Annotated in this window: 19 protein-coding genes, 1 pseudogene and 1 riboswitch; of the genes and pseudogenes, 11 read left to right on the plus strand and 9 right to left on the minus strand. The window is 56.9% G+C overall.

Going from position 1 to position 25,817, the window contains the following annotated elements; translation table 11 throughout:
- Positions 1 to 13: 13 nt before the first annotated feature.
- Entirely contained in the window at positions 14 to 139 is a 126-nt protein-coding gene (locus tag RHM62_RS11520) for a hypothetical protein (protein WP_322125452.1), read from the minus strand.
- Positions 140 to 627: 488 nt separating this feature from the next.
- On the opposite strand from RHM62_RS11520, the gene RHM62_RS11525 reads away from it, so the two are divergent.
- Both RHM62_RS11525 and RHM62_RS11530 read left to right on the plus strand, forming a co-directional pair.
- The gene (locus RHM62_RS11525) at positions 628 to 2,154 is read left to right on the plus strand and encodes a cryptochrome/deoxyribodipyrimidine photo-lyase family protein (protein ID WP_322122242.1); all 1,527 of its coding nucleotides are present in this window, start codon (positions 628 to 630) and stop codon (positions 2,152 to 2,154) included.
- A gap of 329 nt (positions 2,155 to 2,483) precedes the next feature.
- Complete coding sequence (locus tag RHM62_RS11530; protein WP_322122243.1) at positions 2,484 to 3,314, plus strand: outer membrane protein; 831 nt, start codon at positions 2,484 to 2,486, stop codon at positions 3,312 to 3,314.
- 158 nt (positions 3,315 to 3,472) lie between these two features.
- Here RHM62_RS11530 and RHM62_RS11535 read toward each other — a convergent pair whose 3' ends face one another.
- On the minus strand, positions 3,473 to 4,546 hold the full coding sequence (locus tag RHM62_RS11535) for a DNA-binding protein (RefSeq protein ID WP_322122244.1): 1,074 nt from the start codon (positions 4,544 to 4,546) through the stop codon (positions 3,473 to 3,475).
- Positions 4,547 to 4,732: 186 nt separating this feature from the next.
- Here RHM62_RS11535 and RHM62_RS11540 point away from each other — a divergent pair, with 186 nt between their 5' ends.
- Positions 4,733 to 5,725 (plus strand): tyrosine-type recombinase/integrase, encoded by a 993-nt coding sequence (locus RHM62_RS11540; RefSeq protein WP_416172328.1) that lies wholly within the window; start codon positions 4,733 to 4,735, stop codon positions 5,723 to 5,725.
- 9 nt (positions 5,726 to 5,734) lie between these two features.
- Here the strand turns inward: RHM62_RS11540 and RHM62_RS11545 are convergent, their stop codons facing one another.
- The gene (locus tag RHM62_RS11545; protein WP_322122246.1) at positions 5,735 to 7,045 is read right to left on the minus strand and encodes a voltage-gated chloride channel family protein; all 1,311 of its coding nucleotides are present in this window, start codon (positions 7,043 to 7,045) and stop codon (positions 5,735 to 5,737) included.
- A 371-nt stretch (positions 7,046 to 7,416) separates the two neighbouring features.
- On the opposite strand from RHM62_RS11545, the gene RHM62_RS11550 reads away from it, so the two are divergent.
- From RHM62_RS11550 to RHM62_RS11560, 3 genes are read left to right on the plus strand one after another with little or no spacing between them, the layout of a single operon-like run.
- Positions 7,417 to 8,595, plus strand: a complete 1,179-nt coding sequence (locus RHM62_RS11550; RefSeq protein WP_322122247.1) for an OmpA family protein — start codon at positions 7,417 to 7,419, stop codon at positions 8,593 to 8,595.
- Between the two features lie 11 nt (positions 8,596 to 8,606).
- Positions 8,607 to 13,118 carry an RHS repeat-associated core domain-containing protein gene (locus tag RHM62_RS11555; protein ID WP_322122248.1) on the plus strand — a complete coding sequence of 1,504 codons (4,512 nt, stop codon included), beginning with the start codon at positions 8,607 to 8,609 and terminating at the stop codon, positions 13,116 to 13,118.
- Entirely contained in the window at positions 13,115 to 13,354 is a 240-nt protein-coding gene (locus RHM62_RS11560; RefSeq protein WP_322122249.1) for a hypothetical protein, read from the plus strand. Before RHM62_RS11555 ends, RHM62_RS11560 begins: the two co-directional genes overlap by 4 nt.
- Positions 13,355 to 13,439: 85 nt before the next feature.
- Here the strand turns inward: RHM62_RS11560 and RHM62_RS11565 are convergent, their stop codons facing one another.
- Positions 13,440 to 15,092: a P-loop ATPase, Sll1717 family gene (locus tag RHM62_RS11565; protein WP_322122250.1), complete on the minus strand. Its 1,653-nt coding sequence runs from the start codon at positions 15,090 to 15,092 to the stop codon at positions 13,440 to 13,442.
- Positions 15,093 to 15,463: 371 nt separating this feature from the next.
- On the opposite strand from RHM62_RS11565, the gene RHM62_RS11570 reads away from it, so the two are divergent.
- The 4 genes from RHM62_RS11570 to RHM62_RS11585 all read left to right on the plus strand — a co-directional run bounded on the left by RHM62_RS11570 (position 15,464) and on the right by RHM62_RS11585 (position 18,069).
- Positions 15,464 to 16,345 carry an RHS repeat-associated core domain-containing protein gene (locus RHM62_RS11570; RefSeq protein ID WP_322122251.1) on the plus strand — a complete coding sequence of 294 codons (882 nt, stop codon included), beginning with the start codon at positions 15,464 to 15,466 and terminating at the stop codon, positions 16,343 to 16,345.
- A gap of 170 nt (positions 16,346 to 16,515) precedes the next feature.
- Positions 16,516 to 16,755 carry a hypothetical protein gene (locus RHM62_RS11575; protein ID WP_322122252.1) on the plus strand — a complete coding sequence of 80 codons (240 nt, stop codon included), beginning with the start codon at positions 16,516 to 16,518 and terminating at the stop codon, positions 16,753 to 16,755.
- Between the two features lie 230 nt (positions 16,756 to 16,985).
- Positions 16,986 to 17,282, plus strand: coding sequence for a hypothetical protein (locus RHM62_RS11580; RefSeq protein WP_322122253.1), 297 nt, complete (start codon positions 16,986 to 16,988; stop codon positions 17,280 to 17,282).
- 298 nt (positions 17,283 to 17,580) lie between these two features.
- Positions 17,581 to 18,069: a hypothetical protein gene (locus tag RHM62_RS11585; protein ID WP_322122254.1), complete on the plus strand. Its 489-nt coding sequence runs from the start codon at positions 17,581 to 17,583 to the stop codon at positions 18,067 to 18,069.
- 249 nt (positions 18,070 to 18,318) lie between these two features.
- Here the strand turns inward: RHM62_RS11585 and RHM62_RS11590 are convergent, their stop codons facing one another.
- Positions 18,319 to 19,923, minus strand: a complete 1,605-nt coding sequence (locus RHM62_RS11590; protein WP_322122255.1) for an ABC transporter substrate-binding protein — start codon at positions 19,921 to 19,923, stop codon at positions 18,319 to 18,321.
- Positions 19,924 to 20,144: 221 nt separating this feature from the next.
- Here RHM62_RS11590 and RHM62_RS11595 point away from each other — a divergent pair, with 221 nt between their 5' ends.
- Positions 20,145 to 21,065: a DUF3014 domain-containing protein gene (locus tag RHM62_RS11595; protein WP_322122256.1), complete on the plus strand. Its 921-nt coding sequence runs from the start codon at positions 20,145 to 20,147 to the stop codon at positions 21,063 to 21,065.
- Positions 21,066 to 21,132: 67 nt separating this feature from the next.
- Here RHM62_RS11595 and RHM62_RS11600 read toward each other — a convergent pair whose 3' ends face one another.
- From RHM62_RS11600 to RHM62_RS11615, 4 genes and pseudogenes are all read right to left on the minus strand, one after another.
- Positions 21,133 to 21,705, minus strand: a complete 573-nt coding sequence (locus RHM62_RS11600) for a manganese efflux pump MntP family protein (protein WP_322122257.1) — start codon at positions 21,703 to 21,705, stop codon at positions 21,133 to 21,135.
- Between the two features lie 12 nt (positions 21,706 to 21,717).
- A riboswitch (yybP-ykoY riboswitch) is annotated at positions 21,718 to 21,888 on the minus strand.
- Between the two features lie 46 nt (positions 21,889 to 21,934).
- Positions 21,935 to 23,026 (minus strand): annotated as a pseudogene (locus tag RHM62_RS11605) (PDDEXK nuclease domain-containing protein).
- Positions 23,027 to 23,173: 147 nt separating this feature from the next.
- The gene (locus tag RHM62_RS11610; RefSeq protein WP_322122258.1) at positions 23,174 to 24,601 is read right to left on the minus strand and encodes a hypothetical protein; all 1,428 of its coding nucleotides are present in this window, start codon (positions 24,599 to 24,601) and stop codon (positions 23,174 to 23,176) included.
- Between the two features lies 1 nt (position 24,602).
- On the minus strand, positions 24,603 to 25,817 hold the full coding sequence (locus RHM62_RS11615) for a RimK family alpha-L-glutamate ligase (protein ID WP_322122259.1): 1,215 nt from the start codon (positions 25,815 to 25,817) through the stop codon (positions 24,603 to 24,605).

A 25,817-nucleotide genomic window follows, 5' to 3' on the forward strand; every position in this document is an offset into this window, starting at 1 on the left:
CAACGCCTTCAAATTATTCTGCACATGCGCCGTGGTCAGTGTCAGCAATAAGCACGCGCGCACTCACCATGAACAGGTTCATGCGGTCATGCATGGATAGGTTGTAGGTAGGATTGCCGTGCGAAACGGCGGCAGTCATGCCGGTTTTGCTTGTACCTATGGCCGGGGGTATGCCGGGTCGCTGGCTGGTTGATGCCATCCCTGCATTCGCGATGGCATTGCTCTGCGCGATGACACTACTTTGTTTGTTCGTTCGTGGGCACCGAAGCGCCTTCGCTGTTATTGCTTTTCCCACCACAGTGGACGCGTCCGACGTTTGCGCTTCCGGCAACCGAGGATGGCAACATTTACGGGGTTCAGTCAAAAAGCCTTACGACCGACTGCCATGCTGTTGCCTCAGTTGCGCCGATCCGAATTACAGATCCCACAACAGCAAGTGACAAAGCGTGTTTTGGTCAGCCCATCCGGCTGGAAAACAGGACTGGGTAGAGAAATCTGAGCGGCAGTGCGACATTGCCTCCCTGTCTGTTTGCTGCTGTGACGAAAATACAATCGACATGGCTTGCCAAAATGGATTTCTGAAAGCCTGTCAAACTGAATGCCCATCCACCACCGCGAATACCCACGATGACACCCAGCCTGGTCTGGTTCAAACGCGACTTACGACTGCACGATCATGCCGCGCTCACGTATGCCGCCGCGCAAGGTCCCGTACTTTGCCTCTACGTGATCGAACCTGATGTCTGGGCCGCAGAGGACGCCGCCAACCAGCACTATCAGTTCTTGCTGGAAAGCCTGACCGAACTGGATGCAGCGTTGCAACGGCGGGGAGGACGCCTGCATATTGCTTTTGGCGAGGTCACCGCTATCCTCGGTGAACTGTTTGAACATAGTCCGCTTACCCATATGTATTCCCATGAGGAAACAGGAAACAACGTGACCTATCAGCGTGACCTGGCCGTCGGAAAATGGTGCAGGGAACACGGTGTGACATGGCATGAGAGTCGACAATTCGGCGTCGTACGGCGGTTATCGAGCCGCAACAAGTGGCAGCGCCAATGGGAGGAGCACGTGCGCCTGCCATGTCTGCCCGTACCGCAGTTGGAGTTTGCCGCGTGGCCCTTGCAGCAATCGCGAGCGCCCACGTGGGAATGCCTCGGACTGACGCCGCACGATCCGCCACAACGTCAGCGCGGTGGTCGCCGGCAAGGTATCGCGGTGCTACAAAGTTTTTTGCTGGACCGGAGTGGCAAATACCGTGGCGGGATATCGTCGCCGCTGTCTGCGCCGACGGCCTGTTCCCGACTCTCGCCGTATCTGGCAATGGGTTCACTGAGCATGCGTGAAATCGTTCACGCGACGCGCAAGCAATTGGCCACGATGCCGGCAACAGAGAGTCGCCGCAAGGCGGGATTGACCGGCTTCACCAGCCGCCTGTACTGGCATTGTCACTTCATCCAGAAGCTCGAAAGCGAACCGGCGCTGGAGTATCGCAACCTGCATCGGGGCTATGACGGCTTGCGCGAAGGCGACTGGAACCAGCAGCATTTCGATGCGCTGATGGCGGGTCGCACCGGTTGGCCGCTGGTGGACGCCTGCGTCGAAATGCTGCGTCAGACCGGCTGGCTCAATTTCCGGATGCGCGCCATGCTGGTGTCGGTGGCAGCTTATCCGCTCTGGTTGCACTGGCGTCCGGTCGGCCTGTGGCTGGCGCGTCAGTTCCTGGATTACGAACCCGGCATCCACTGGAGCCAGCTACAAATGCAATCCGGCACCACCGGCATCAATGTTCCACGCATCTATAACCCGATCAAGCAAGCGCATGACCATGATCCGCACGGGCATTTTGTAAGGCGCTGGCTGCCGGCGATGCGCAAGGTGCCGGATGCCTGGCTGTTCGAACCGTGGCGCATGCCGGCTGAGCTGCAAGCGCGCTACGGAGTCGTGGTCGGACACGATATCGCGATGCCACTGGTCGATCTGGAGCAGGCGACGCGTTTGGCCAAGGACAAGCTGTTCGGGCTGCGGGCGCAACCGGCAGTGCGGGACGGACAAGCCGCGATTGTCGAGAAACACGGTTCGCGGCGGCGGGGCAGGGATAAGACGGACGGCAAGACGGCGGTCGATACGGGGCAGATGACGCTGGGGTTTTGACTTCCCAGGGATTGAATAACTCTGATTTATTAATGGCATATTAAATATTGAAAAGTCGATCCGCCATTCCCTCTCGGTTTTAAAGTGTGCATATCGCGGTTTATTTCTGATTCCTTACTGGAAATTGAATGTGGTGATTATGTTGTGTCTTTCTGAATATTAAAAACTACATTACTGAGATACCAGGCCGGTAAAAACAAAATTATTTGTTCTCTGATAAGCTTAACTACGCCAGATTCAAGAAAGTCAATAGTGGCGTAAAGCATTCAGTTATAAAGTAATTGTTGATTATTACATCCCAGTTTAATTTTTAATTTTGAAAGAAAAAAATGATCGATAAGTTAAACAGCAGGAGCGTTTTGCTGACGGTATTGTTATTGTCTTTTGCCAGTGCACAGGCAGCCGGTACGGAAACGTCGCCAACAACGGCGGTGCACGCATGGGCGGGCTATCACCTTGGGATCGATCTGGGCGTTCAAACCCGCGCGGCGAATCAGGCGCTGACTGTCAATGATCCGCAGCAATCGCTCAGCGGACAAGGCGCGAATGCGGATCAGGCGGCGCTGTTGGCAGGCAACGTCAAGTCAGCAAAAAACATCGCCATTGGCGGGATACATGCCGGCTATCTTTTGCAAAAAGATAGCTTGGTATATGGCGTCGAGGCCGAATTGATGGCCGGTAATTGCAACCGCAGCGCGTCCGGCAATGCCTCGTTGAACGACCCTACCAAAGCACCGTTCCCGGATTATTCTTCTACCGTCAGCAATAAAAGTTGCCTGAGTTATTTGTCGGCGATTAAAGGTAAAGCAGGGTACGCCGTCGGTAATGTGCTGGTGTATGTCGATGCTGGACTTGCGTTTGGCCGGGCTCGTTCGAGTACCGTCGCGACGATTACCAATACCGGAAATCCACCTTCCGATGTCTGGTCAGGCAGCAGCGCAAAAACAATGACGGGTTATATCATCGGCACCGGCACGGACATCGCCCTGGAGAAAAACATCTCACTGGGACTGGGATTGTCTCATTACGATTTAGGAAAAATGTCATATGCCACAAAGCCTGATTCGTTCACGGCAGGAGATCAGCCAGGTGTTGATCAATCCATTAGCGGTCGTGCCAAAGGTAATCTGGTCAAGGTGTCACTGAATTACCAGTATTGATTTTGCGAATAATCCCGGGCTGGCATGCCAAACGGAATACTATTATCTTGCCGTTTTCATATTCAGGCGTAAATCGCCGGTTATTTTCCTTGATCGGCTGATTTATCCCGGGCATGTTCTTATGTTTGTGGTGCAGATAATGCGCTTGGATTGACACATCAAGTTTGTACAGAACCATCCTGCTTTGCTTGCTCCCGTTGCTCGCAGTGCGCCAACCGTGCCTGCAATCCCGCCCGCTCCTCGATCAGCTTCAAGTGCAACTGGTCCGATTCTTCGAGATTGCTATCGCTCCGTGCCAGCTGTCCGGTCACCACTTCCATTTGTCCCGCTTGGGATGCCATCGCAATGCGTAATTGCGTTACCGCCTCCTGCGCCTGCACCACTTTCTGTAACAGTACCGGTCGATCAGCTGACATATCAGCAAGCTGATAAGCCAGCAGATCACGCTCCGTGCGGCATGCTTCACGTGATTTTTCCGCATCCTGCAGTTGCAAACTCAGCTGGCTATTGTTGTCTTGCAGTTGCGAAATGCGAGTCTCGTACCGCGAAAGGGCAACTTGCTGCTGGAGATGCTGCTGTCGCAATCCGGCCAGCTCTTGCTCCACACGCAGAACGCGTTGCTCGGCAGCCTGTCGTTCTTGCGCGCGCTGTTCGGCGGCAGCGTCGAGATAGTGGTCGAATTGCGTCCGCGCCTGGGTTAGCTGATCGTTCAACGCGGTGACTTCGGCAGCGCGATCAAGAAGACGCTGTTGCGTACCATCCTGCTCCGCCTGCAAAGCTGCCTGCCGGATAGCCATAGCCTGATATTGCGCGTCCAGCTTGGTGCGGCTTTCCCGAACCTGATCCAGCTCGGTCGATAACGCCGCCTTGCCCTCCTGCAAAACACGCTTCTCGTCTTCAGCCTGCTGCGTCGCATCGTGAGCGGCCAGCAATGCCACGTGATGCGCGTCGCGTGCCTGCTCCAGCTGCTGCTGCACGTCATCCTGCAGTTTTTCGTGGATCCCCTTCATCGCCTGCAACAGCGGCCCAGGTAATCCGAGTCCCTGCGCGATATCGACAACCGCGTCCTGATGTTCGACCTTCCAGCGCTTGAGCAGCGGCGCAATCGTACTTTTGCTACCAGTGCTACCAAGTGCGACGCGGACGCTGTCGACGGTCGGATTCTTGCCCTCGGCGACCAGCCGGGCGGCGGCGTTAGCCAGATCGGAATACAGGATGCCTGCGCGTGCCATGATGACTCCAGTGAATTTAATAATGTATTACATGATACGTAATTACGATTTAAATTACGATATAAAGCGACACTGATTATTTGCAAAATGACCTACGATAAGATGACTTATCGAATGTCATAAGCTGGTACGGGGTGATATCCTGCGATATTCCCGTTACACCTCGATTGTTGATCCATGCCTGACATGATTCCCGCCGCTCACCCTGATTCCCAGCAAACCGGGTCGCTTGTACCGCTGCGCAGTACCGAGACCGTGGAGGCCGAATTAGCCGCACGGCATCGGGTTTTTCTAGCTGCAGCGACCTCCGACAACACGCGGCGTGCGTATCGCGCAGCGATCCGGCATTTCCTGCTGTGGGGCGGCGTGCTGCCAGCCGACGAGGCCATCGTGATTCGCTATTTGCTGGCCTATGCCGGTACGCTCAATGCCCGCACGCTGGCGTTGCGCATCACCGCCTTGTCGCAATGGCACCGGCATCAGGGTTTTCCGGATGCAGCGTCGACGCCAACGGTGCGCAAGACGCTGACCGGCATCACCCGCCTGCACGGCACACCAAAACAAAAAGCCAAAGCCTTGTCGCTGGAAGACCTCGAACGCATCGTCCGGCAGTTAGCCAGCGTGGCATCGCTGGTAGCGCGGCGCGACAGCGCTCTCTTGCAACTCGGGTTTTTCGGGGGGTATCGCCGCAGCGAGCTGGTCAGCTTGCGGGTGGAAGACCTGGCCTGGGAACCGCAAGGGTTGGTGCTGACGCTGGTACGCTCGAAGACCGACCAGCAGGGCGAGGGCATCATCAAGGCGATTCCATACGGAGACGGCACCTGTTGCCCGGCCAGTGCGCTGCGCGACTGGCTGGCGCAGGCCGGTATCACGACGGGTCCGCTATTTCGGCCGATTAGCAAATGGCAGGCTGTCGGTGCCGGTGCGCTGCACGCCAGCAGTGTCAACACCATTCTTGCGCAGTGCGCGACAGCGGCCGGATTAAGCAGCGTTCCTGACCTGAGCAGCCACAGCTTGCGCCGCGGCATGGCCACCAGTGCGCATCGCGCCGGAGCGGATTTCCAGGACATCAAACGGCAAGGCGGCTGGCGCCATGACGGCACGGTGCAGGGTTACATCGAAGAGGCAGGGCGCTTCGAGGGCAATGCAGCGGGAGCGTTGTTGCGCCAGAAACGCTAACCGGGTGGTTTAGCGCCTGTCGCTGTCGCTGTCCGCTGCCGGATGCGCCTTGCGATACGCCGCCAGATCGCCCAGGCGCAGGTCTTCCGGTGCCTCGTCGTGCTTGCCGTTGCCCATCCGCTGCGAGCGATAAATCCCGGTATGCCCGGAAAACAGATAGCTGACCACGCAGGCCAGCGCCGCATAGATGCCGACTTCGGCACCAAACATTTCCATGGCCATCAGTGTCGACGCGATTGGCGTATTGGCGGCCCCGGCGAAGACGGCTACCAGGCCGATCCCGGCCAGCATCGGCATCGGCAAATGGAGTAGCGGTGCCAGCGCATTGCCCAGCGTGGCACCGATATAGAACAGCGGCGTGACTTCGCCGCCCTTGAAGCCGCTGCCGAGGGAGGCCACCGTGAAGGCTATCTTGGCCAGGAAGTCATAGGCCGGCAGCGGTTGCTCGAACGCAGCCATGATGGTCGGCAGCCCCAGTCCGATATACCGGTCGGCACCGAGAAACCAGGCGGCTGAAGCAATGGCGATCCCGCCAACGAAAGGGCGCAGCGGGGCATAGCGAAACCATTTTTTCATGCGGGCGGCGAGTGCATGGGTGGCATCGGCAAACAGCATGCCGGTCACGCCGAACAGTGCACCGGCAATGACGACGGCGCTCAGGGTCCAGACGGTCACCGGCGGGATAAACGGAATGACGTAGTGCAGATGGTGTGCACCCAACAGTTTGCTGACCTCGTCAGCGACGATCGCGGCCACCACGCACGGCAGCAGCGCGTCGTAGCGCAACCGTCCGATGGCCAGCACTTCCAGTCCGAAGATGGCACCGGCCAGCGGCGTGCCGAAGACCGATGCAAAGCCGGCGCTGATACCTGCCATCAGGATGATGCGGCGGTCTCCCGGCTGCAACTTGAACACGCGTGTGAGCTGGTCGGCGAGCGCGCCCCCCATCTGCACGGCTGTGCCTTCGCGGCCGACCGAAGCGCCGAACAGATGCGACACCACGGTACCGCCAAGAACCAGCGGCACCATGCGTAAGGGGATGATTTTGCGGGGATCGTGAATTTCATCGATCAGCAAGTTGTTGCCGGCTTCGACGCTTTGGCCAAAGCGCAGATAGAGCCAGCCGACCACGAAACCGGCCACCGGCAGCAACCAGATCAACCAGCGATAGGTGACCCGCGTCGCGGTCGCCCACTGCATCAGGAACAGAAAAAATGCCGAGGCGGAGCCGGCAAGTACCGCCACTGCGCAAGCGAGCAACAGCCACTTGCCGAAGTAGCGCAACTGGTCGATCAATGCGGAACGTCCCGGGAATGTCATGCAGATCCTGATGATGGTGTCGTGGCTCACCCGTCGCGTCGGGGCGGGCAGGGCGGTCTGGCACGAAATGGGTGTGCATCGCCGGCGGCCGATTGTAGCAAGGATACCGGCTGGAAAAATGCCAGGTGTCGCTCAGCCACAGCGGTGAATTGCATCCCGCAGCAGCCGTTACTTGGCTATCCGGTACGCAGTGTTGTGCACCGGATTACACCGCGTCGACAATTCATCGGTCAAGGTGCCGGATTGGCAGTGACACCGGTAGCATTCAACGACTAATAGTTGACGCCGTCGGCTACCAAAACATCCCGCGCCCGCTGGCGTGACATTCGTCCAGACCCATGACACTCCTGACATCCCATCGCGGTTCCGCCATGATCGAATTTGTTGTGATCGGCCCCATCCTCACACTGATCGGTCTGGCATTACTCCAGTACGGCCTGCTGTACTTCGCCAAAAACCACTACAACCACGCCAGTTTCATGGCAGCGCGCGCCGGCAGCACCGGCCACGCCAGCCGGGACACCATCGAACAAGCTTATGCCACGACACTCGCACCGATCTATGGCGGTGGCACCAACCCGGCAGCGGTTGCCGCCTCGACCGACCGGGCACTGAACGACATCCGCGCTCACGGCCAGATCGAACTGCGCAATCCCACCACCGAAAGCTTCGACGACTTCAATGTCCCCGCCTTGCAGCAGACCGTTGGCAATGGCAAGCGCGTCATTCCGAACAGCGGCCAGCAAGCGCGTTCATCGGCAGTCGGGCCGCAATCCGGCCAGAGCATCCAGGATGCCAACCTGCTCAAGCTGCGCATCACGACCGGCTACCGGCCGCAAGTGCCGCTGGCCGGATCGCTCTTTCTCGGCTACCTGAAACTGCAAGACGACGGCACGAACGACCGTCGCACCGCGATGCTGCGCGACGGCCGGATTCCGGTCGTGACCGAAGCCACGGTGCAGATGCAATCGGACGCCATCGAAGACAACAACGTCTCGGTTCCGGGACAAGGAAACGGCGGCAATCCAGGCGATACCGGCAATCCGGCTACCGGGTCCGGACAGCCAGCGGCGTGCGCCAACCCGCCTTGTGCCACGCCGGCACCGGGCAAGCCGGGCCCGACCGAGCCGGGTGGCATCTGTACCGGCGGCATCTGTCCGGCCTGCCCGGATCCGGTGCCGGTCACGGTGGTGGTCCCCGGCGACATCACGTTCGCCTTCGGACAAGCAACGCTGACAGCCGCCGGCAAGACGCAGCTCGACATGCTCATTACCGCCGCCAACGCAGGTGGCTATGGCTCGGTCAGTGTCGATGGCTATACCGACCAGATCGGCAGCGACAAGGTCAACCTCGCGCTCTCGACGGCACGGGCCACGACCATCCGTGATTACCTGCTCGCCCATGGCTTGTCGGCTTTGCCGGTCCGTGCCGCCGGACATGGCGCCACCAGCCTGAAAGTCGAACTGGCGCAATGCGCCGGCAGCACCGGGGCGGCGCTACAAACCTGCCTTGCGCCAAACCGTCGGGTTGACGTGACCCTCAATCCCTGATGACGACTGCCATGACTTCGATTTTTAATCTGCTGCGCATGCTGCTGACGGTGGCACTGCTGTCAGCCCTACCGGCCCATGCCCAGACCCCACTCCTTCAAAGCAAACCGGCCTGCACCGCCCCCGCCGCCGGCAATCCCGGCAACGCCTGCGCCGGCAACCCGATCAATCTGATCACCGGTAACAAGTACCAGCGCGATACCGATATGGCCGCTTTGCCCGGCGTGCTCGGCCTTGAAATCGTCCGCCATTACAACAGCGTTTTTAGCGTACCCGCCGTCCCCAATGGCCTGGTCGGCCGCGGCTGGCGCTTGTCGTATGAAGTCGAACTGATCGCCGTCGGCAACACGCTACAGCTGATCGAAGCCGACGGTCACCGGATCATTTTCAACCGTAATCCGCTGAATCGCGCGCTGTGCAGCACCACCGATCCGGCCAACGGCACCCTTGAAATACTGCGCAGCGCGCGCGGCGATGAATACGCCTGGCAACGCACCGACGGTCAGGTCTGGCGCTTCAACGCCCAGCGCAAGCTCGAACAAATCGTCGCGCCGACCGGCGAATTCGTCAGCCTGATTTACGACAACACGGGCTTGCTGATGCAGGTCACCGATCCACAGGGCCGGCAACTGCACCTGATCTATCCGGACCGCAAGAGCGCGCGTAGCGGCACCAGTTTTAATGGCGTGCGCGCCATCGACAGCCCGGCCGGACGGTTCGAGTACGACTACGGCAGCACCGCGCCGGCCGGTGCCGGCATCACGCCGTCGTCGCTGCTGGCCAATCTGATCCGGGTACGCCTGCCGACCAAGGCCGAACGCCAGTACCACTACGAAGATCCGCTGCATCCGACGCTGCTGACCGGCATCAGCCTGCGTGAAGGTGCAACCACCGCCCAGCGTATTTCCACGTTTGGCTATCAGGCCGATGGCAAGGCGATCCTGTCGACCCATGCCGACGGCGTCGACAAAGTCACGCTGTCTTATCAGCCTGGCGGCGTCACGGTACTGACTAACAGCCTCGGCCAGGTCACCACTTACCGCCACGCCGACATCGCCCGCGAGAATCGCCTGCTCGAAGCCCGTGGTCCCGGTTGCGCGTTGTGCAGTGCCAGCAACCTGCGCTACGGCTACGACACGCGCGGGCGCGAAGTCACGCGCACCCGGCTCGATGACCACGGCAATCCCGTCGAGACCATCCTCACCGAACGCGATGACATCGGCCGGCCGCTGATGATCAGCCAGCAGCGCTATCAGGATGGCAAGCCCGGTGCGGCGCAATGGCAACTGCGTTATGAATATGCCGCTGCCGTTGGTACCGGCGCTGGTCCGACATTGATCGCCCGTCCGAGCATCGTTGCCGGCAAGGACCACCTGACCCGGGTCACCTACAACGCGGTCGGGCAAGCGCTCACGCTGACCGAAAGCGGCTGGTCGCCGGCCACCGACCCCGCCACCGCCATCGAACGCACGACTCGCTACCGCTACAGCCGCATCAACGGCCGCAGCCTGCTGGCAGAAATCGACGGTCCGCTGCCGAACGGTCGGACCGGCACGCCGGCGGATTCGGACATCACCCGGTTTCGTCACGATGGTCGCGGCGATTATCTGGTCGAAGTCGTCGCACCGGGCAATCAGGTCACGCGCGTCATCGGGCGCGACCTGTCCGGTCGTCCGCAAAAAATCGTCACCGCTACCGGCAACGTGCTCGGGGTTGACTACGATCCGGCCGGCCATGCCACCCGCGTCACCAGCGCCGGTAGTAGCGAATTTTTCAGCTGCAACGCCCTCGGCCAGTTGTCCGGCGTGGTCCGCGCGAGCGGCCAGCGACTGGCGATGCGTTACGGCCCTGATGGCCGCATTGCCGAGTTGTCGGATGCGCAGGGCAACCGCATCCGCATGCAGCGCGATACCGAAGGCACGTTGAGCGCGCGCAGTCTGCTCAATCCCGATGGCAGCATCGCGCAGCAAACCAGCTTGTCGCTGCTTGATATCGATACCGACCGCAAGACCGATGCCGTACCCGAGATCCTCTTTGCCGTCGGCGATGCCGTCACGCGGTTTCAGTACGAGCAAGAGGCTCGGCTGGCCCGCATCACCGATGCCCGCCACCACCAGACCGGCCAGTTGCACGATGACTTTGGTCGCCTGGTCCGGGTCGACAGTCCCGATGGCGGCGTCACCGTGCTGGCTTACGATGCCGCCGACCATCTGGTCAGCAAGACCAGCGGGCAGGGCAGCACCGTGCTGTACCGCCACGACATCGCCGGTCGCCTGACCGGCCAGAGCACCCGCGAAGGCGAGACCCGCATCGTCTACGGCCAGCAGGGACGGCCGGTGCGGATCAGCTATCCGGCCGGTGAAGAACACTTCAGCTACGACCAGGCCGCGCGCCTGACCAGCCATGTCCGCCTGATCGACGGCCAGCGCATCACGACGCGCACCGCCTACGACAGCCGCGGCCAGCTCAGCAAAAAAATCCTGCCCGACGGCCAGATCCTGCATTACCGCTACCACGGTGCGGTCCACCCGAAAGCCGGTTTGCTCGCTGCCATCACGCGCGAAGATCTGTTCGGCAATACCGTCCTGCTCGACGGCCTCAACGACGCCGCCGACGGCTATGCAAACCAGCACTTCCAGCTGGCCAACGGCGTCGGCTACCAGCGCCAGCTCGATCAGCGCGGCCACATCACACGCCTCGGCAGCACCGGCTACTGGGAAGAAAACCACCAGCGCGACGCCATCGGCCAGCTCACGCAACGCAACACGACGACTCCGACCGGCCTGAAAAACACCCGCTACAACTACGACGATGCCGGCCGCATGACCGCCATCCTGCAAGCCGGTGGCGATCATAGCTACCGCTACGACCCGACCGGTAACTTGCTGGCCGACCAGCGCGGCCAGCTATCCACCGGCTACACCATCGACCCGGCCAGCAACCGGATTACTTCCGCACAGGCCGGTGACCGGCGCATCAACTACGCCTACAACGCCGCCGGCAGCGTCACCCGCATCGGCGACACCGCCTATGCGTGGGACAGCCAGCAACGCCTGATCCGCGTCAGCCAACGCGACCAGCCGGTCGCCGATTACGCCTACAACGCCTTCGGCGAGCGCATCAAAAAAATCAGCTACGCCGGCAACCAGAGCAAGGTCACCTACTACTTCTACGACGGCAGCGAGCTCGTCGCCGAAGCGCACGCCAGCGCCAAAGACGGGGGTAACGCCAGCATCACGCGCCAGTACGTCTGGCTCAATGACCAGGGCGGCAGCCGTCCCATCGCGATGCTCCAGGCCCGCGACAGCGGCATCAAGTCCATCGCCGCCAAAACCCTAGCCAGCATCCCGACCGACACTACGCGCGCTGCTGGCCAGGCCAGCCGCAACGACGTCTTCGCCCTGATCGCTGACCACACCGGCGCGCCTCGGGCGCTGGTCGATGAACGCAAACAAGTGGTCTGGCGCGCCAGCGTCACCGGCTTTGGCGAACTACTCCCCGACGCCAGCAACCTGATGACCCTCAACCTGCGCGGCTCGCACCAGTACTACGATGCCGAAACGCAGCTGCACTACAACCACCATCGCTACCTCGACCCGCGTAGTGGCCGCTACCTGAGTACCGACCCGAGCGGAGTCGCCGGCGGGCTGAACCTGTATGCATTCGCCGCGAATAATCCGATCGCCAACATTGATCCGCTCGGATTACAGGCCAAGCCGGCGGGGGACATCTCTGATTGGGATATGCAGCGGCGGGTTGAGTACGTGCTTTTGCGGGCGGGTGGGCAGATACCGGGCGTGATTGGGGACGCGCTGCGGGAGTTGGTCAGTCCGGCTTCATTGGCGACGACGGCGGTGGTGTTTGGGATATGGGCAGGTTCGCAATTGACTCCCGCAGGCCCGTTTGTTGATGGTGCCATCGTCATTGCCGGCTACTTTATCGCCGGCACCGGTGCGGTCATCGCAGCCAAGGAAATATTTAAAGTCGCGCTTTTAATGGCGAGTGCAAAATGTGAAGCAGATTTGCAAAAGGCTGGAGATACGCTGGCCAATGGGTTGGTGACTGCGCTTGGGGCTGGAGCGGCGTTGGCAGGTACTCCGCAGTTGTCGGGGGCGGCGCAGGCGTTGCGGACGGAGCGGGTGCAGGGGTTAATCAATCGAGTTTTTAAAAGAAGCCGTGCCAGCCCAACTTCAACAGAAAAACTTGGTTTTGAGACTTCTAATTTGCAAAATAAACTAGAAGGATATTTACTCAATCCTGACCACCCCCAAAACCAAACTAAGGCAAATTGGTTTCAGCAAGCGTTGGGTTTTAATAGGAACAACTGGAAAGACTTGGCCGCACAATTGAAATTTGATGAAAATACAGCAGTTTTAACAAAGGCTAATCAATTTGGTAAAACTTTCGAACAAACAATTCCAATTACTGGTGCTAACGGAAAAATAATCAATACGAGATTTGTATTCATTAAAAATGATGACGGTATAGTACGATTGGTCACAGGGATACCAACAAAAAAATGAATTTATTTAAAGAAAATGATTGTGTGGCCATTACCAGGCCAGTCTTGGCAGAAGTTATTGGCGAAGGCCGTAAGGTTGTTTTGCCGGCGGGCACTGTCGCAACAATAGTCTTTGTGTACGAAAAGGATTGCCAACATGCCGCTTATGAAATTGAGGCCTACTTGGGTGATCAAGATGTATTCACTTTGGCAACGGTAAAATTAATTGATATTGGGTTAGGATATCCCTGCACCTGAGTTATGAAAATCAATTAGATCTGAACTTTCATAAAGCAGTTGAAGTAAATTTGGGGTGAAATAATCAATTAGGGGGGGGCGCTGATTAAACTATATCTATTATTGATTCACTTACTAATAATCCGGATCTTCTTTTTTCTTGCAACTTAGCAACTTCTTTTAGTCCTGCATGAACTTTGAAGCCTGTTGAATTACTGTCCCACCCAGAATCCGGATGCGTATAATGAAAGATCCATGATGAGCCTCCATAACCACTTCGCCGCTCATAGCCTATAACTGAAAACTCATATAACTTTTTCAATGCATCGTCAGCGTCAACCAGATTTTCAGATGATTTTAATTGTTCATAAGCCGTTTTGAAATGCTCAAGTTTGAATGTTACTTGAGCAAGTTTTGACAAGGCTTTTAACGCATCAGTCCAGTGCAGCCAGTGCGGTCCAATCTCGTCTTCTAATTCCTTTTTCAAATAGGATGAATATTTCTCGCGCGCCTCGACAGTATCTCGATTTTCAATTATTAATGGTTCATTACTCACAGCATCACGGCGTTTAGCAATCCCTAGTGCAACGTTTAAGTAACTGATAACGTCTCTTGGTCGCAAAAATGTTCGGGCAAGAATATGAGCCCATTTCGATTGAGACCCTCGCATGAGATTAGGAGAAGAAATTGTGCCCCAACTTGCCTCCGTCCCTAATGCAGCCTTAATGCGCTCGTTTACTAAATCATTCAGCGACGTGGCATTCCATTCAAGGTTAAGAGTTTTTCCTTGAGTAATTTTATTTTTATCTGAAAATTTCAATTCGTCCCATAAATCAGTTCGCAAGTAAACAATCGGTATGCATCGCATAGATTGATTCACAGAAGATCTCGAAACATCAAGAGATGCCAGCACAAGGCCTATAAGTAAATTCTTACGTGGCTTATCTAATGATACAAGTCCTCGGTCAAGTTCGTCGAAATGCAAATAAATATTTTTTATACCAGCTTTAGAAGCTAGAGAATAGACTTTTTCAAATATTGAATTTGTTATAGCTTTTAATTCTCTTCCAACTTGAGGGTTTTCATTTTCAAACGTAACGCTTCCAAGTTTGTTTCCCATGACTTGAGGTTCAAAAGATGCTTTAGATAGTTCAAGCTTTTTCGGTCGCACAATATCGCCTAAGTCCGGGGTAAATCCTCCATAATTAGTAAGGAAAAACTCAGATAAAGCTAAAGCATCTTGTGACACAAGATCAGTATTAGAACTAGTCAATACAAAAGAGGCAACTTGCATTGCAATTAAATAACGCCATGATTCAATGAAAGATTCGACATCATTTACAGATGGATCAGATTTTCGTTCATGTAACTTCCATGGATATTGCCCAAGTGAAACTGCGCGCGCATTGACTCGATTACTACCTTCGGTAAAATGACGAACCAATGCAGTTTTTCCGGACCCTTTCCTACCTGAAACCAAAAGTACTTTTCCGTCCAATATCTCCTGTACGGCTGGGGTTTTGAGAAAATATTCAAGAACAGCATCGTCTTCAGCTGCAACGCCCCCAAATGTTTCAAGCTCTCTAGCACACAGTGGATTAAGTCTAGCTATAACATTAGGCAGTTCTGGCCAATCTGATATGGAGGCACTTCCTATTGGGTGACCGCTTATTTGCCATTTATAAAGTTGATCTTGTTCGCTTTGATTTAAATTGACTTTAGTCCAGTCGAAAATCTCGGAACGGTCCGAAAGTGCCATATAAGCGAGTCCTTATAATTAAAGTGAATTTTTTTTATAAATCGATGAGCTAAAATTAAACGGCAAAAGAGAATAATTTTTGAAAATCTTATCATAGTTGTAAAACATTGCTATTTGTTGATATTACTATCAAAACAGGGTTAAAGATTAGTGAACCGCTGATTTATTCGTCTATTTGTCGGCGTTAAAATTTTGCTGGCATTCAATTTTAACGAGACAGCAATAGCCCTGAAGAAAACAAGTTTTTCGAGTACTGAATTTGCCGCGAGGGAGCGCATTACGCGTCGCGAGCAGTTTCTGGCGGACATGGAGCAAGTTGTAACTTCGACTAAACTTGAGACGGTGATTGCTCCTGCCTACCCCGAAGCGCATTGCACCGTCTGCATGCGGTGCAATGCCCTGCGGTTATTGCATCCTACTTGCTGCCGGACACCAGCAGCACGGTGACCCTCAACCTGCGCGGCTCGCACCAGTACTACGATGCCGAAACGCAGCTGCAGTACAACCACCATCGCTACCTCAGCACCGACCCGAGCGGTATTGCTGGTGGCTTGAACCTGTATGCATTCGCCGCGAATAATCCGATCGCCAACATTGATCCGCTCGGATTACAGGCCAAGCCGGCGGGGGACATCTCTGATTGGGATATGCAGCGGCGGGTTGAGTACGTGCTTTTGCGGGCGGGTGGGCAGATACCGGGCGTGATTGGGGACGCGCTGCGGGAGTTGGTCAGTCCGGCTTCATTGGCGACGACGGCGGTGGTGTTTGGGATATGGGCAGGTTCGCAATTGACTCCCGCAGGCCCGTTTGTTGATGGTGCCATCGTCATTGCCGGCTACTTTATCGCCGGCACCGGTGCGGTCATCGCAGCCAAGGAAATATTTAAAGCCGCGATGTTAACGGCAAGTGCAAAATGTGAAGCAGATTTGCAAAAGGCTGGAGATACGCTGGCCAATGGGTTGGTGACTGCACTTGGGGCCGGGGCGGCGTTGGCAGGTACTCCGCAGTTGTCGGGGGCGGCGCAGGCGTTGCGGACGGAGAGGGTGCAGGGGTTAATTAACCGGGTTTTTAAGTCCGACATTACAGCAACAGGAGTAGGATTTACTGCCGTTGACCTCTCGCAGCATCGCAATTACCGTTCAAAGGTCAAACAATTACCAACGCAGGGAGAGCCGCAACCAAGCACCCGGAATACTTTGGCTTCCAATCAACTCAAGCGCTTCGGCAGGTATATAGCACTGACGCACAGCTGAATAATTTAGCATCAAATGCAGTTCGGGAAATTTTGGAAAAAGGGATCAGGACTACAGGGGCAGGCGGCAGGTATCCAAATGGTTGGATAACTTATAGCTTGCCGGATGGGAGTGCAGCAAGTTGGAGCGTATCTGGTGATTTTATTGGATTTCGTGGAGTGATAAAATAAATGAGCGAGTTAATTTTTGAAAAAGTAGGGGATATAAATAATATTTATCCATATTTATGTGTTTATTTAAAGGGGCATGCTAATCCATTTATGGATATAACTATTAACAATAAAAATCTAGTAGAATTTTTTATATATAAAAACGAAGTAAGTATTACTCTTGAAATGGGGCAATGGAATGAAATTTTGAAGAGGGCAGAGAAATTTTTGCCAGAAGCTCTTGAAAACGTTAGCGCGTAGGGTGCAATAACCGAAGGGCATTGCACCGCATACAGACGGTGCAATGCCCTCCGGTTATCACACCCTACTTGCTGTTGTTATGCAAGCTCTTAGTCAAGGAAAAGTCGTAGGGTATCAAGGAGCAGGTACGGGTCGCCCAATCTACGAAATTTTAATTAAAGGCTAGCCGCAGAAGATTGCAATGACAGTTTCTGATAACGGATACGTGGTCGGAGCAAATCCTAGGGGTAGTGGAAAATGAAAAAATCGAACTTATGGCTGATTATGGATGTTTCCCACTTTGGTCAGTTGGTTCAGATGAAGTTGGGGATATCAATCCAAACGACTTACCACTTTCGCCTGAATTGAAACAACTTCTTGCAAACTGGACTCGCACATTCGACCAGACTCTCAACCAGAATTATCCACCTGACTCAGGGTTCAAAAGTGAAATGGAGGAGATTGAATTCAGTCAACAAGCGCTGGAATTAGCAAAACAGCTCAGGAAAGAGCTTGGCGCAGAATACGAGGTGATATTTCAGATCTAGTTTATGTCAGGATAATCACCAGATACGCGCTTGATTTAATTAGCACGTAGGGCGCAATAAAAAAAGGGCATTGCACCGCATGCAGCGCGTAGGGTGCAATAACCGAAGGGCATTGCACCATCTGCATGCGGTGCAATGCCCTTCGGTTATTGCACCCTACCTGCTTATTAAGGCTGCAGAAAACAATGGAAAATTATGATGGAATCAAAAAAAATCAGCCTACTTGTCCATCAATATCAAAATATATTTTCAGCCAATTCATTGGTAAAAGAATAGTTGACTTAATACGCTACAGCTGGTGGAAAAAGAAAAAGTACCCAATGAGTGCCAAATAAAAAAAGAGCAGTCATTTTCTCTTACCGCTGGACCACTTGCTGTTGTCTTCGAGGACGGCAGTATTTTAGGTGTTGCTAGTGATCCTAGAATCAATAGCGTAATTGTTTGGTTAGATCAATCTGGCGACCGAACCAATACGACTCAGATGCTGAGCGAGGATCCTGAGCTATTTCCGATTCGCGCTAGCGATCATGATTATTCGGAACCATCGTGGGGTAAATTTTACCAGCACACTTTGATCGGATTTTCAATTATCAAAAGTAAAAACATGTCAGTAGCCGAAAATGAATTACCAAGTGAGCTGGGACTACGTATTTATTTTGATAATACTGAGAATTTTATTGCTTCGCATGGATTACATAACGGCTCCGACGATTTTTCTGTTCTGATGGAGTGCAAAATAAATCCGGTCATCAGGCAGGATTTAGAGGAGTTACCGTTATTGAAATAATCTAGGAGTAAAAGAATCTCCAATCACTACGTACTCAATTGCTGCGTAAAAGTGAACACATTCACCGGTTCTGCATACCGCAGCGCGTAAGGTGCAACAACCGAAGGGCATTGCACCGTCTGCATGCGGTGCAATGCCCTTCGGTTATTGCGCCCTACGTGTTAAAAAATTATCAAATAAATCCGACCATCAATCGGATTCAAAGTAAATATCGTTATTGAATTAATAGACGAATAATAGAATCCCGTATCACTCCGCCCTGAACTGCTGCGCAAACGTAAACTCATCCACCCGCGCTGCATACTTCAATCCCCGGCGCATTGCCCACGTAGCAATTTGATGATGCATAGGAATCACCGCATTGTCCTGCAGCGCAATACCAGCCGCCTGCCGCGCATAGTTCTCGCGTTCTGCCGGCTCAACTGCCGATAGCGATGAGCGGATCAGCGTGTCGACTTTTGGATTGCTGTAGTTACCCCAGTTCCACGAGCCCCAGCCCGTTTGCGGATTGGTCGTCCCCACCAGCGAGCGCAGGCCAAAATCTCCGGCCAGCGTGCCCCAGCCCAGCAGTGCCATGCTGAATTCGCTGGCTTTGGCGCGACCGAAATAGACGGCCAGCGGCAGGGTCTGGACCTTGGCGCGGATGCCGATACGGCTCAGGAATTGCGCGACGGTCTGGATGATTTGTTCGTCATTGATGTAGCGGTTGTTCGGGCCGTGCAGGGTCAGAGCGAAGCCGTTCGGGTAACCGGCTTCGGCCAGTAATTTTTTGGCACCGGCGGGATCGTAGCCCTCGACTTTGAGGTCGTCGTTGTAGCCGAGGATGCCGGGAGCGACCAGGTTCGAGGCCGGTTGCGCCAGGCCTTCCATGATGCGTGAGACCAGTGCCGGACGATTGATGGACTTCGAGATGGCCAGCCGGACGCGGGGGTCGCGCAGCGGGTTTTTTGCCAGTGGCTTGCCGGACAGGTCAGTGATGAACGGTGACGAATGCTCGGCCTGATCCAGGGTCCAGAAAATCGTCCGCCACGACACGCGCTGCTCGAGCCGGAAATCGGCGTTGCCCTTGATGCGGGCAATATCGGCCGTCGGGACGGCTTCGATGGCATCGACGTCGCCGGCCAGCAGGGCGGCCGTGCGCGAGGCGTTGTTGGCAATCACGCGCAGCGTGACCTTGTCCCAGGTCGCCTTTTCACCCCAGTAATCGGCGTTGCGCGCCAGCTCGATGCGGTCGCCACGCAGGAAGCTCACGAACTTGAACGGTCCGGTGCCGACCACCGCGCGGCCGCTGTTGAAGTCATCGGTGCTGGCGTTCTGTGCAGCTTTTTTCGAGACGATGAAAATGGTCGACATGTCCAGCGGCAACGGGCCATACGGTGCCGCCGTCGTCAGGCGCAAGGTCAGTGGATCGACCGCCTGCTTGTCGACGATCTGGCGGGTGTAAGTCGTGAAAGGGCCGGGGCTGTTGGTCAGCGTTGCCGGGCGGTCGAGGGAAAAAATCACATCCTCGGCCGTGAAGGGCGAGCCGTCATGGAACTTCACGCCGGGACGCAGCTTGAATTCCCAGGTGGTGGCATTGACCGCGCGCCACGACAGCGCCAGTCCCGGGATCAACTTGCCGCTGGCATCGACATTGACCAGCGCATCGAACAGATGCGACGACAGCGCGATGTTCGGGGCGATGTTGAGGTAGTGGGGATCCAGCGAGGACACATCGGCGGCCAGGCCGAGTTTCAGTTCGGTGGCGTGCGTCACAGTGGCGCCGGTCGCCACCAGCACAAAAAATAGCCGGGCAAGTGTCGTCAGTACGGTGCGCATCGGGGTGGCTGAGCGTGCAAGAAGAAGCGAGGTCATGGAATCCTTAAGGTGCGGGAATGGCGAGCGCGCCATTATCCACCGACTTGCGAAAAACCGGATGCGTGCTGCCGCGCACAGTATCGACAGGCCGCACGGGAATTCACATCGACGCGGCGGGAAACTGCGCGACAGTCACCGGTACGGCAGCCGCAAATCCGCGCCATCACGCATCAGATGGTAAGGTAGATCGCTCTACTCACCCGTATAGAGAAGAATCCATGAAGAAAAAACCCTCCCGGCTACTCATTGCGCTGATCGTCGTTGCTGTTGGCGCCGGCGCGTTATACCTCTGGACCCAAAGCCGTCGTGTCGACACCGTACAGGAAGTGCCCGCACCGCCGCCTATCCCGCCGCTGTCCAGCACTGCACCCGCGCCGCCGGAGGCGGCTGATGCGGCCAAGCCGGTCGAGCCCCTCGTCAAATTTCCACTGACGCCCCCCGAGGTCGCAGCAACAGCAGCGCCCGCAGCGGTGCCGGCTCAGGCATTGCCCACACTGGCTGATTCCGACCCGCTGGTGAGCAAGGAATTGCAAGGACTTTTCCAGCGCAAGGACTTCGTGACCTGGGTGATTCCTGCGAGTTTTGTGCGCCATGTGGTGGCGACTGTCGATAACCTCGGCCGGGCGCAAGCACCGAAGGCGGTCTGGCCGGTGCATCCGGCACCAGGTAAATTCACCACCGTCACCACGGCAACCGGCGAGGCCATCGCTGCCGATAACGGTGCGCGCTACAGTGCTTTTGTTTCGTTCGTCGAAGCGGTTGATAGCCGCAAGGCCGTGGCCGTCTACGTGCGCTTGTATCCGTTATTCCAGCAGGCGTATGTCGACCTCGGTTTTCCGAAGCGCTATTTTAATGACCGGCTCGTGGCCGTCATCGATCAGCTGTTGGCGACACCCAAACCGACAGGCGAGCTGTCGGTCAGCCTGCTGGAAGTGAAGGGACCTATCCCGTCGCTGCGGCCGTGGGTACGTTACGAGTTCACCGATCCGGAACTGAGAGCGCTGTCGTCCGGCCAGAAAATCATGTTGCGCATGGGGTCGCAGCATCAGCGACGGTTAGATGTCAAGCTGGCTGAGTTGCGCAAGGAGCTGGTCGCCGCGTCGCAGCGTGGACCGGGCCGGGATGTGCCGGGTAACTGATACGGCACGTTTCACCGTCGCAGGGACAAGACCTCAGGCTTAGTCTCTGCGTATTCCCGTCAGGCGCTTACTTCGCCAGATGTTCGACCAGAATTGTTGCACCGACGACGATCAGCACGACGCCACCGAGCACCTCTGCGCGCTTGCCGATCGCATCACCCAGGCGGCGGCCGATCAGCACACCCATCGTCACCATGACGGTGGTCGCCGTTCCGATTGCTGCAGCAACCACCCAGATATTGATATCAATAAAAGCCAAGCCAATACCAATCACGAGCGCATCGATGCTGGTCGCCACCGCCGTCAGCGCAAGCATCAGGACGGACTTGCTTTTGGGCGGCTCAGGTACTTCGGTGTCGCTGTCTTTCAGTCCGACGACGATCATCCGGCCACCCAGCACCAGCAGCAAGCCGAAAGCAATCCAGTGATCCCATTCGGAAAACCAGCTCACATCAGCTGCCAATGAACCAACGGTCCAACCGATGAGGGGGGTGATGGTCTCGATAATGCCGAACAACATGCCGATTCTGAACGCCTGCATGAAGCGGATTTTTCCAAGCGCAGCACCTTTGCCGACCGCAGCAGCAAACGCGTCTGTTGACATGGCAAGTGCGAGAAAAACGATGGCAATAACATTCATGTGAGATTTTTTCTTCAGGCCGGGCGCAGGATCAAAGACATCACCGCGCGCCCAACCCCAACGCGGAAATGTCTCTGGTCTCGCCAACCGAAAGGTGCGCACGCCACGGTAGGAGTACCGAGTATGTTGACGTGAGCGCTATTGTCTGTCGACAACAGCAGGCTACTCCCCAAAGAGTGGCCGGATACTAGCGCAGATCGTCGTGACTGGACAGACAATTTATGCCGGATCAGCCTCCGTCTTTTGAATAAAATCGCTCAGTGCTAGTTGATCCGGGCCGATTGTCGAGACGCGCTTTCGAGAGCGTGACTGCCTCGTGCAGTTTTTGCTCCAGCAATTGCCGGGACGGCAAACCGGTCAGGTACTCGGCAACGTGAATGCCGCTCTGGCCCAGTTCTAGCAGTTAGATCTGCTCACTGTTCTTGCCGGTGCAAAGGATTATCCCCAGCGGCGGTGCTTCGCCCGGTTCCTGCTCGTGCTTGGCAAGCCAGCGAAGATACAGCTCCATCTGGCCTTTGTAGGCCGCCTTGAATTCACCCAGCTTCAGTTCAATCGCCACCAGGCGCCGCAAGCGACGGTTGTAGAACAGCAAGTCGATATAGAAATCGTCATTGTCAATTTGCAGCCGTTTCTGGCGGGCGACAAAGCTGAAGCCGGCCCCCAGCTCTAGCAGGAAATTTTCTAGTTCACGCAGGATGGCGTCTTCCAGGTCTTTCTCAAGATAGCGGTCCTGCAATCCCAGAAAATCCAGGATGTAGGGATCCTTCAGCACGAGACTTGGTCCGAGCACTCCCTCATCGCGTAAGGTCGCCAGTTCGCTTGTCAGCAATTCATCCGGTTTGCGCGACAATGCCGTGCGCTCAAACAGCATTGAGTCGAGCCGCCCCTGCAAGGTACGGGTACTCCAGCCCTCGCTGCGACACATTTCCAGATAAAACTCCCGCTTGAGCGGATCGTCGATGTAGATCAGGCACCGCAAATGGGTCCAGCTCAATTGTCTACTCAGTGCGTAGACAATGTCCTCGCTCCCGAACACCTCGCCAAAGCGCAGCATGTGACGCAGGTTCTTGGTGCCAAAGCCACGACCATGTTCGGCTTCCAGTTGGCCTGCCACCGCAGCGACGATCTGCTCACCGTAACCGGCGCGCACCCCCTGAAGTACATCGCTGCGTATGCGCCTACCGATGCGCCAGTACAGCAGCGTCAATGCCGAATTGACCGTAGCCGCCAGCCCCGTCCGCGCGTCCCCGATCAGAATGCGGATGTCGCAGACGAGGTCATTTGTCGGGGCGGTCAGTTCCGTTGCTGCGGTTGCTGTCATGTGTTGCGGTTCCATTCGTTTGCTCCTTGATGCGCTGCTGCTTCGATTGATGCGACACAAGCCGGTTGCCAGTGGTATTTACCATGCAATACGTTTATGCATCTTGTGAATGCCCAACGCGCTCGTATTTTCGTGGGCATCCCTGCTTCATCCGACTGCTTCGACTGTCCGCCTGTGCGCCGCGATAACCTCAAGCGCCGCCAACACATCCTCCGTCATGCTCGTCCCGGCCGCTCCCGCGTTCACCATCGGCGCGCTGGCACACAGCCGCAACGCCATCACCGGCCTGCCGTCGCGCTCGCCACACGCCACCGCTTGCCCCAGCTGATAGCGGTGCTCTCCGTGCATCAATGCCCGATGCACCGCGCGTGTTTGCACCGCAGTAAAGTAGCTGCCGTCGGCATGACGAAGCAGGAACGGGAACACCGTTTGCAAGCTATCCCATCCGGCATCGGCCCGGCTCAGCGATGCCACCGGCAAGGCTTCCAGCAGCGGATCTGAGGCGATACGTGCCTGGACCGCGCGGCCAAACGTCGTCAGCAGGGCGCTGACCTGTGCAGCCGGCAAGCGATGAAATTGCTGTAATCCGGGCAGCGCTGCCTGCCAGCGCAGCAGCAGTCCGAAGTTGGTCGACACCGGCAATGACTGCCCGCAGTGCCACTGTGCAGGCCAGTCTGCCGCGCACGAATAGGCACCGAGCGCCGCGCTCAATCGACGATTCCGGTAACGTTCGGCCAGCACGCCGGGCACCAGCAGCACGCCGCAAAAAGTCGGACCGCCAGCGAATTTGGAGCCGGTCAGCGCAACCAGAAATCCGCAGGCCAGATAGTCGCGCACACTCGTCGCCGACAACCTGAACTGGCAGGCATCGACCAGCACCGTGACCAGTGCCGGCCAGCGTTGCTGCAGCGCCAGCACGGTCGCGCGACCGGGCACCAGCAAACCGGTCTTGCTGAGATCGGTCAGGACCAGCAACACGCGCTGGCCGGCTTCGGCCGCCTGCGTGACGGCCGCCACGCAATCGGCATCGACCTGTTCCGGATCGCGCAAGCGGCCATCAGTGGTACGTGGCGAGAGCATTACCAGCGCCGGTTGCCAGTCACTCAATGGCGCGCCGGCCGGAACCAGCGTGCTATGGGCGGCGCAACTGCTGTAGTGATGGCCGCGCAAGGCAGCAGGCAGTCCGCTGCCGGTTTCGGCGCCGTCTATCATGACGACGCAATCCGGTTGCAGCCAGTGGCCGGCCAGCAAATGCAGGTCGGTGCCGGAGGCCCCCAGCACCGCGCCGGTATCGGGCCAGCCGCACAGCGCGACCAGTGCATCGCGTACGCGCCCGGCTTCGCTGGCGTAAACCGCTGCGGCCGGTTGCCGGCGCAAGAGCGTATTGCAGCGCGCATGCAATGCCCCGGCTGCCGCGTAGCCAGGTACCGAAATCACCGATGCCGTCGAGGATCCCAAGGCCACCAGCGTGGGATCGGGGCAGGGCGGGCAGCCGTAGCGGGAACGCCCGCCGGCGTCGAGGAGCTGCCGGTCATCACCACCGGACAACAGCACATCCTGCAGGGCAGGCAGCATGTCAGTTCGTTGCGCGGGTCTTTTCCAGCAAGCTGCGGAAGGCGGCGAAGACCTTGTGCATCACTGGTTTTTTGTACGGGAACATGCCCTCGGGGTCCATGTCATGCACGATCATCGCGTTGTCGACTTCAAAGATCAGCAGCTTGCCATCCGGCGTTTCGGCGCAATCGATGCCGACATAGGCCAGCCCGAGACGCGTGAAGATGGTCTGTATCGCCGCTGCATGGCGCAGCGCAAACTGCGTGTCGAAGTGCGCCATGCAGTCGGCTTCTTCATCGCGCTTGGCCTGGCTTTCCGTCATGCCGGCGTTGAGGTAATGGATCATCCAGTGCGATGAAATCGCGTAGTGGCAAATGAACGGCTCGCCATCAACCAGCGTGATCCGGTATTTGCGGAACTGGCCATCGGTATTGCGGTAATCGACAAAGCGCGACAGATAAAAGCGCGCCGCATCGACGCGCTCGAGATAGCCGGCCACGTCGGCAGGCGTCATCAGCTTGTCGAGATGTTGTCCGGCATGCGATCCGGTGGGCCGCACGATGACCGGAAAATCGCCATCCGGCAGCAGTGCCGTTGCCGCCAGCGTTCTGTCGCCGATCGCCTGCAGCTGTGCCCGGTCAATGCGCACCGTGGCCGGCATCTCGACGCCGGCTATCCCTGCCAGCGCCGCGCAGGCTCCATCGCGCGACAGCACGGCGATCCGTTCGGGACGGTTGATGACAGGGCGCGGCCAGTCCTGCAAGTCGTCGGCCAGACGCTGCAACAGCCGCTGGTTCCGGTCGGACTCAGCCACCCCGACCAGCAGCACATCATGCTCGGGAATCGTCAGCGGCCAGTCCGATTCGGTCGTCATGTACAGCATCGTCAGCGCTACATCGCTGTCCTCGATCAAAAATTCGACCGGCGTATTGGCCATCAGATCGCCCGGTCCCATGATCACCAGCAGGCGGATGCCGGGTCCGGGTCCGCGCGCCGGCAAGTGATACAGCTGCCGGATGGCGATTGCTTCGCCTTGCACGGCCAGCGCGTCGGCACGGTTGCCGGTCAGTTGCAGCACCGTCGAAAAATCCAGGTACGCATGCGCGTCGGCCGGATTCTGCTGGGCGCGGAGCAGTAAATCCTGGCCCTCCTGCGCCAGACTGTCGCCGGCAAACGCGCGACGCATCAGGGGGGCAACACCAATCAGTGGCGGCAAACCGGGTGCGGAAGTGGGCAT

The organism is Actimicrobium sp. CCC2.4 (genome assembly GCF_034347385.1).
GTDB lineage: Bacteria > Pseudomonadota > Gammaproteobacteria > Burkholderiales > Burkholderiaceae_D > Actimicrobium.

What these genes read in the sequence shown, in the direction of transcription:
- RHM62_RS11560 (WP_322122249.1), top strand. Translation starts at nt 13,115, where the DNA reads ATGAATTTATTTAAAGAAAATGATTGTGTGGCCATTACCAGGCCAGTC.
- RHM62_RS11555 (WP_322122248.1), top strand. Translation starts at nt 8,607, where the DNA reads ATGACTTCGATTTTTAATCTGCTGCGCATGCTGCTGACGGTGGCACTG.
- RHM62_RS11525 (WP_322122242.1), top strand. Translation starts at nt 628, where the DNA reads ATGACACCCAGCCTGGTCTGGTTCAAACGCGACTTACGACTGCACGAT.
- RHM62_RS11575 (WP_322122252.1), top strand. Translation starts at nt 16,516, where the DNA reads ATGAGCGAGTTAATTTTTGAAAAAGTAGGGGATATAAATAATATTTAT.
- RHM62_RS11550 (WP_322122247.1), top strand. Translation starts at nt 7,417, where the DNA reads ATGATCGAATTTGTTGTGATCGGCCCCATCCTCACACTGATCGGTCTG.
- RHM62_RS11535 (WP_322122244.1), bottom strand. Translation starts at nt 4,546, where the DNA reads ATGGCACGCGCAGGCATCCTGTATTCCGATCTGGCTAACGCCGCCGCC.
- RHM62_RS11520 (WP_322125452.1), bottom strand. Translation starts at nt 139, where the DNA reads ATGACTGCCGCCGTTTCGCACGGCAATCCTACCTACAACCTATCCATG.
- RHM62_RS11595 (WP_322122256.1), top strand. Translation starts at nt 20,145, where the DNA reads ATGAAGAAAAAACCCTCCCGGCTACTCATTGCGCTGATCGTCGTTGCT.
- RHM62_RS11600 (WP_322122257.1), bottom strand. Translation starts at nt 21,705, where the DNA reads ATGAATGTTATTGCCATCGTTTTTCTCGCACTTGCCATGTCAACAGAC.
- RHM62_RS11530 (WP_322122243.1), top strand. Translation starts at nt 2,484, where the DNA reads ATGATCGATAAGTTAAACAGCAGGAGCGTTTTGCTGACGGTATTGTTA.
- RHM62_RS11545 (WP_322122246.1), bottom strand. Translation starts at nt 7,045, where the DNA reads ATGACATTCCCGGGACGTTCCGCATTGATCGACCAGTTGCGCTACTTC.
- RHM62_RS11615 (WP_322122259.1), bottom strand. Translation starts at nt 25,817, where the DNA reads ATGCCCACTTCCGCACCCGGTTTGCCGCCACTGATTGGTGTTGCCCCC.
- RHM62_RS11565 (WP_322122250.1), bottom strand. Translation starts at nt 15,092, where the DNA reads ATGGCACTTTCGGACCGTTCCGAGATTTTCGACTGGACTAAAGTCAAT.
- RHM62_RS11540 (WP_416172328.1), top strand. Translation starts at nt 4,733, where the DNA reads ATGATTCCCGCCGCTCACCCTGATTCCCAGCAAACCGGGTCGCTTGTA.
- RHM62_RS11610 (WP_322122258.1), bottom strand. Translation starts at nt 24,601, where the DNA reads ATGCTGCCTGCCCTGCAGGATGTGCTGTTGTCCGGTGGTGATGACCGG.
- RHM62_RS11590 (WP_322122255.1), bottom strand. Translation starts at nt 19,923, where the DNA reads ATGACCTCGCTTCTTCTTGCACGCTCAGCCACCCCGATGCGCACCGTA.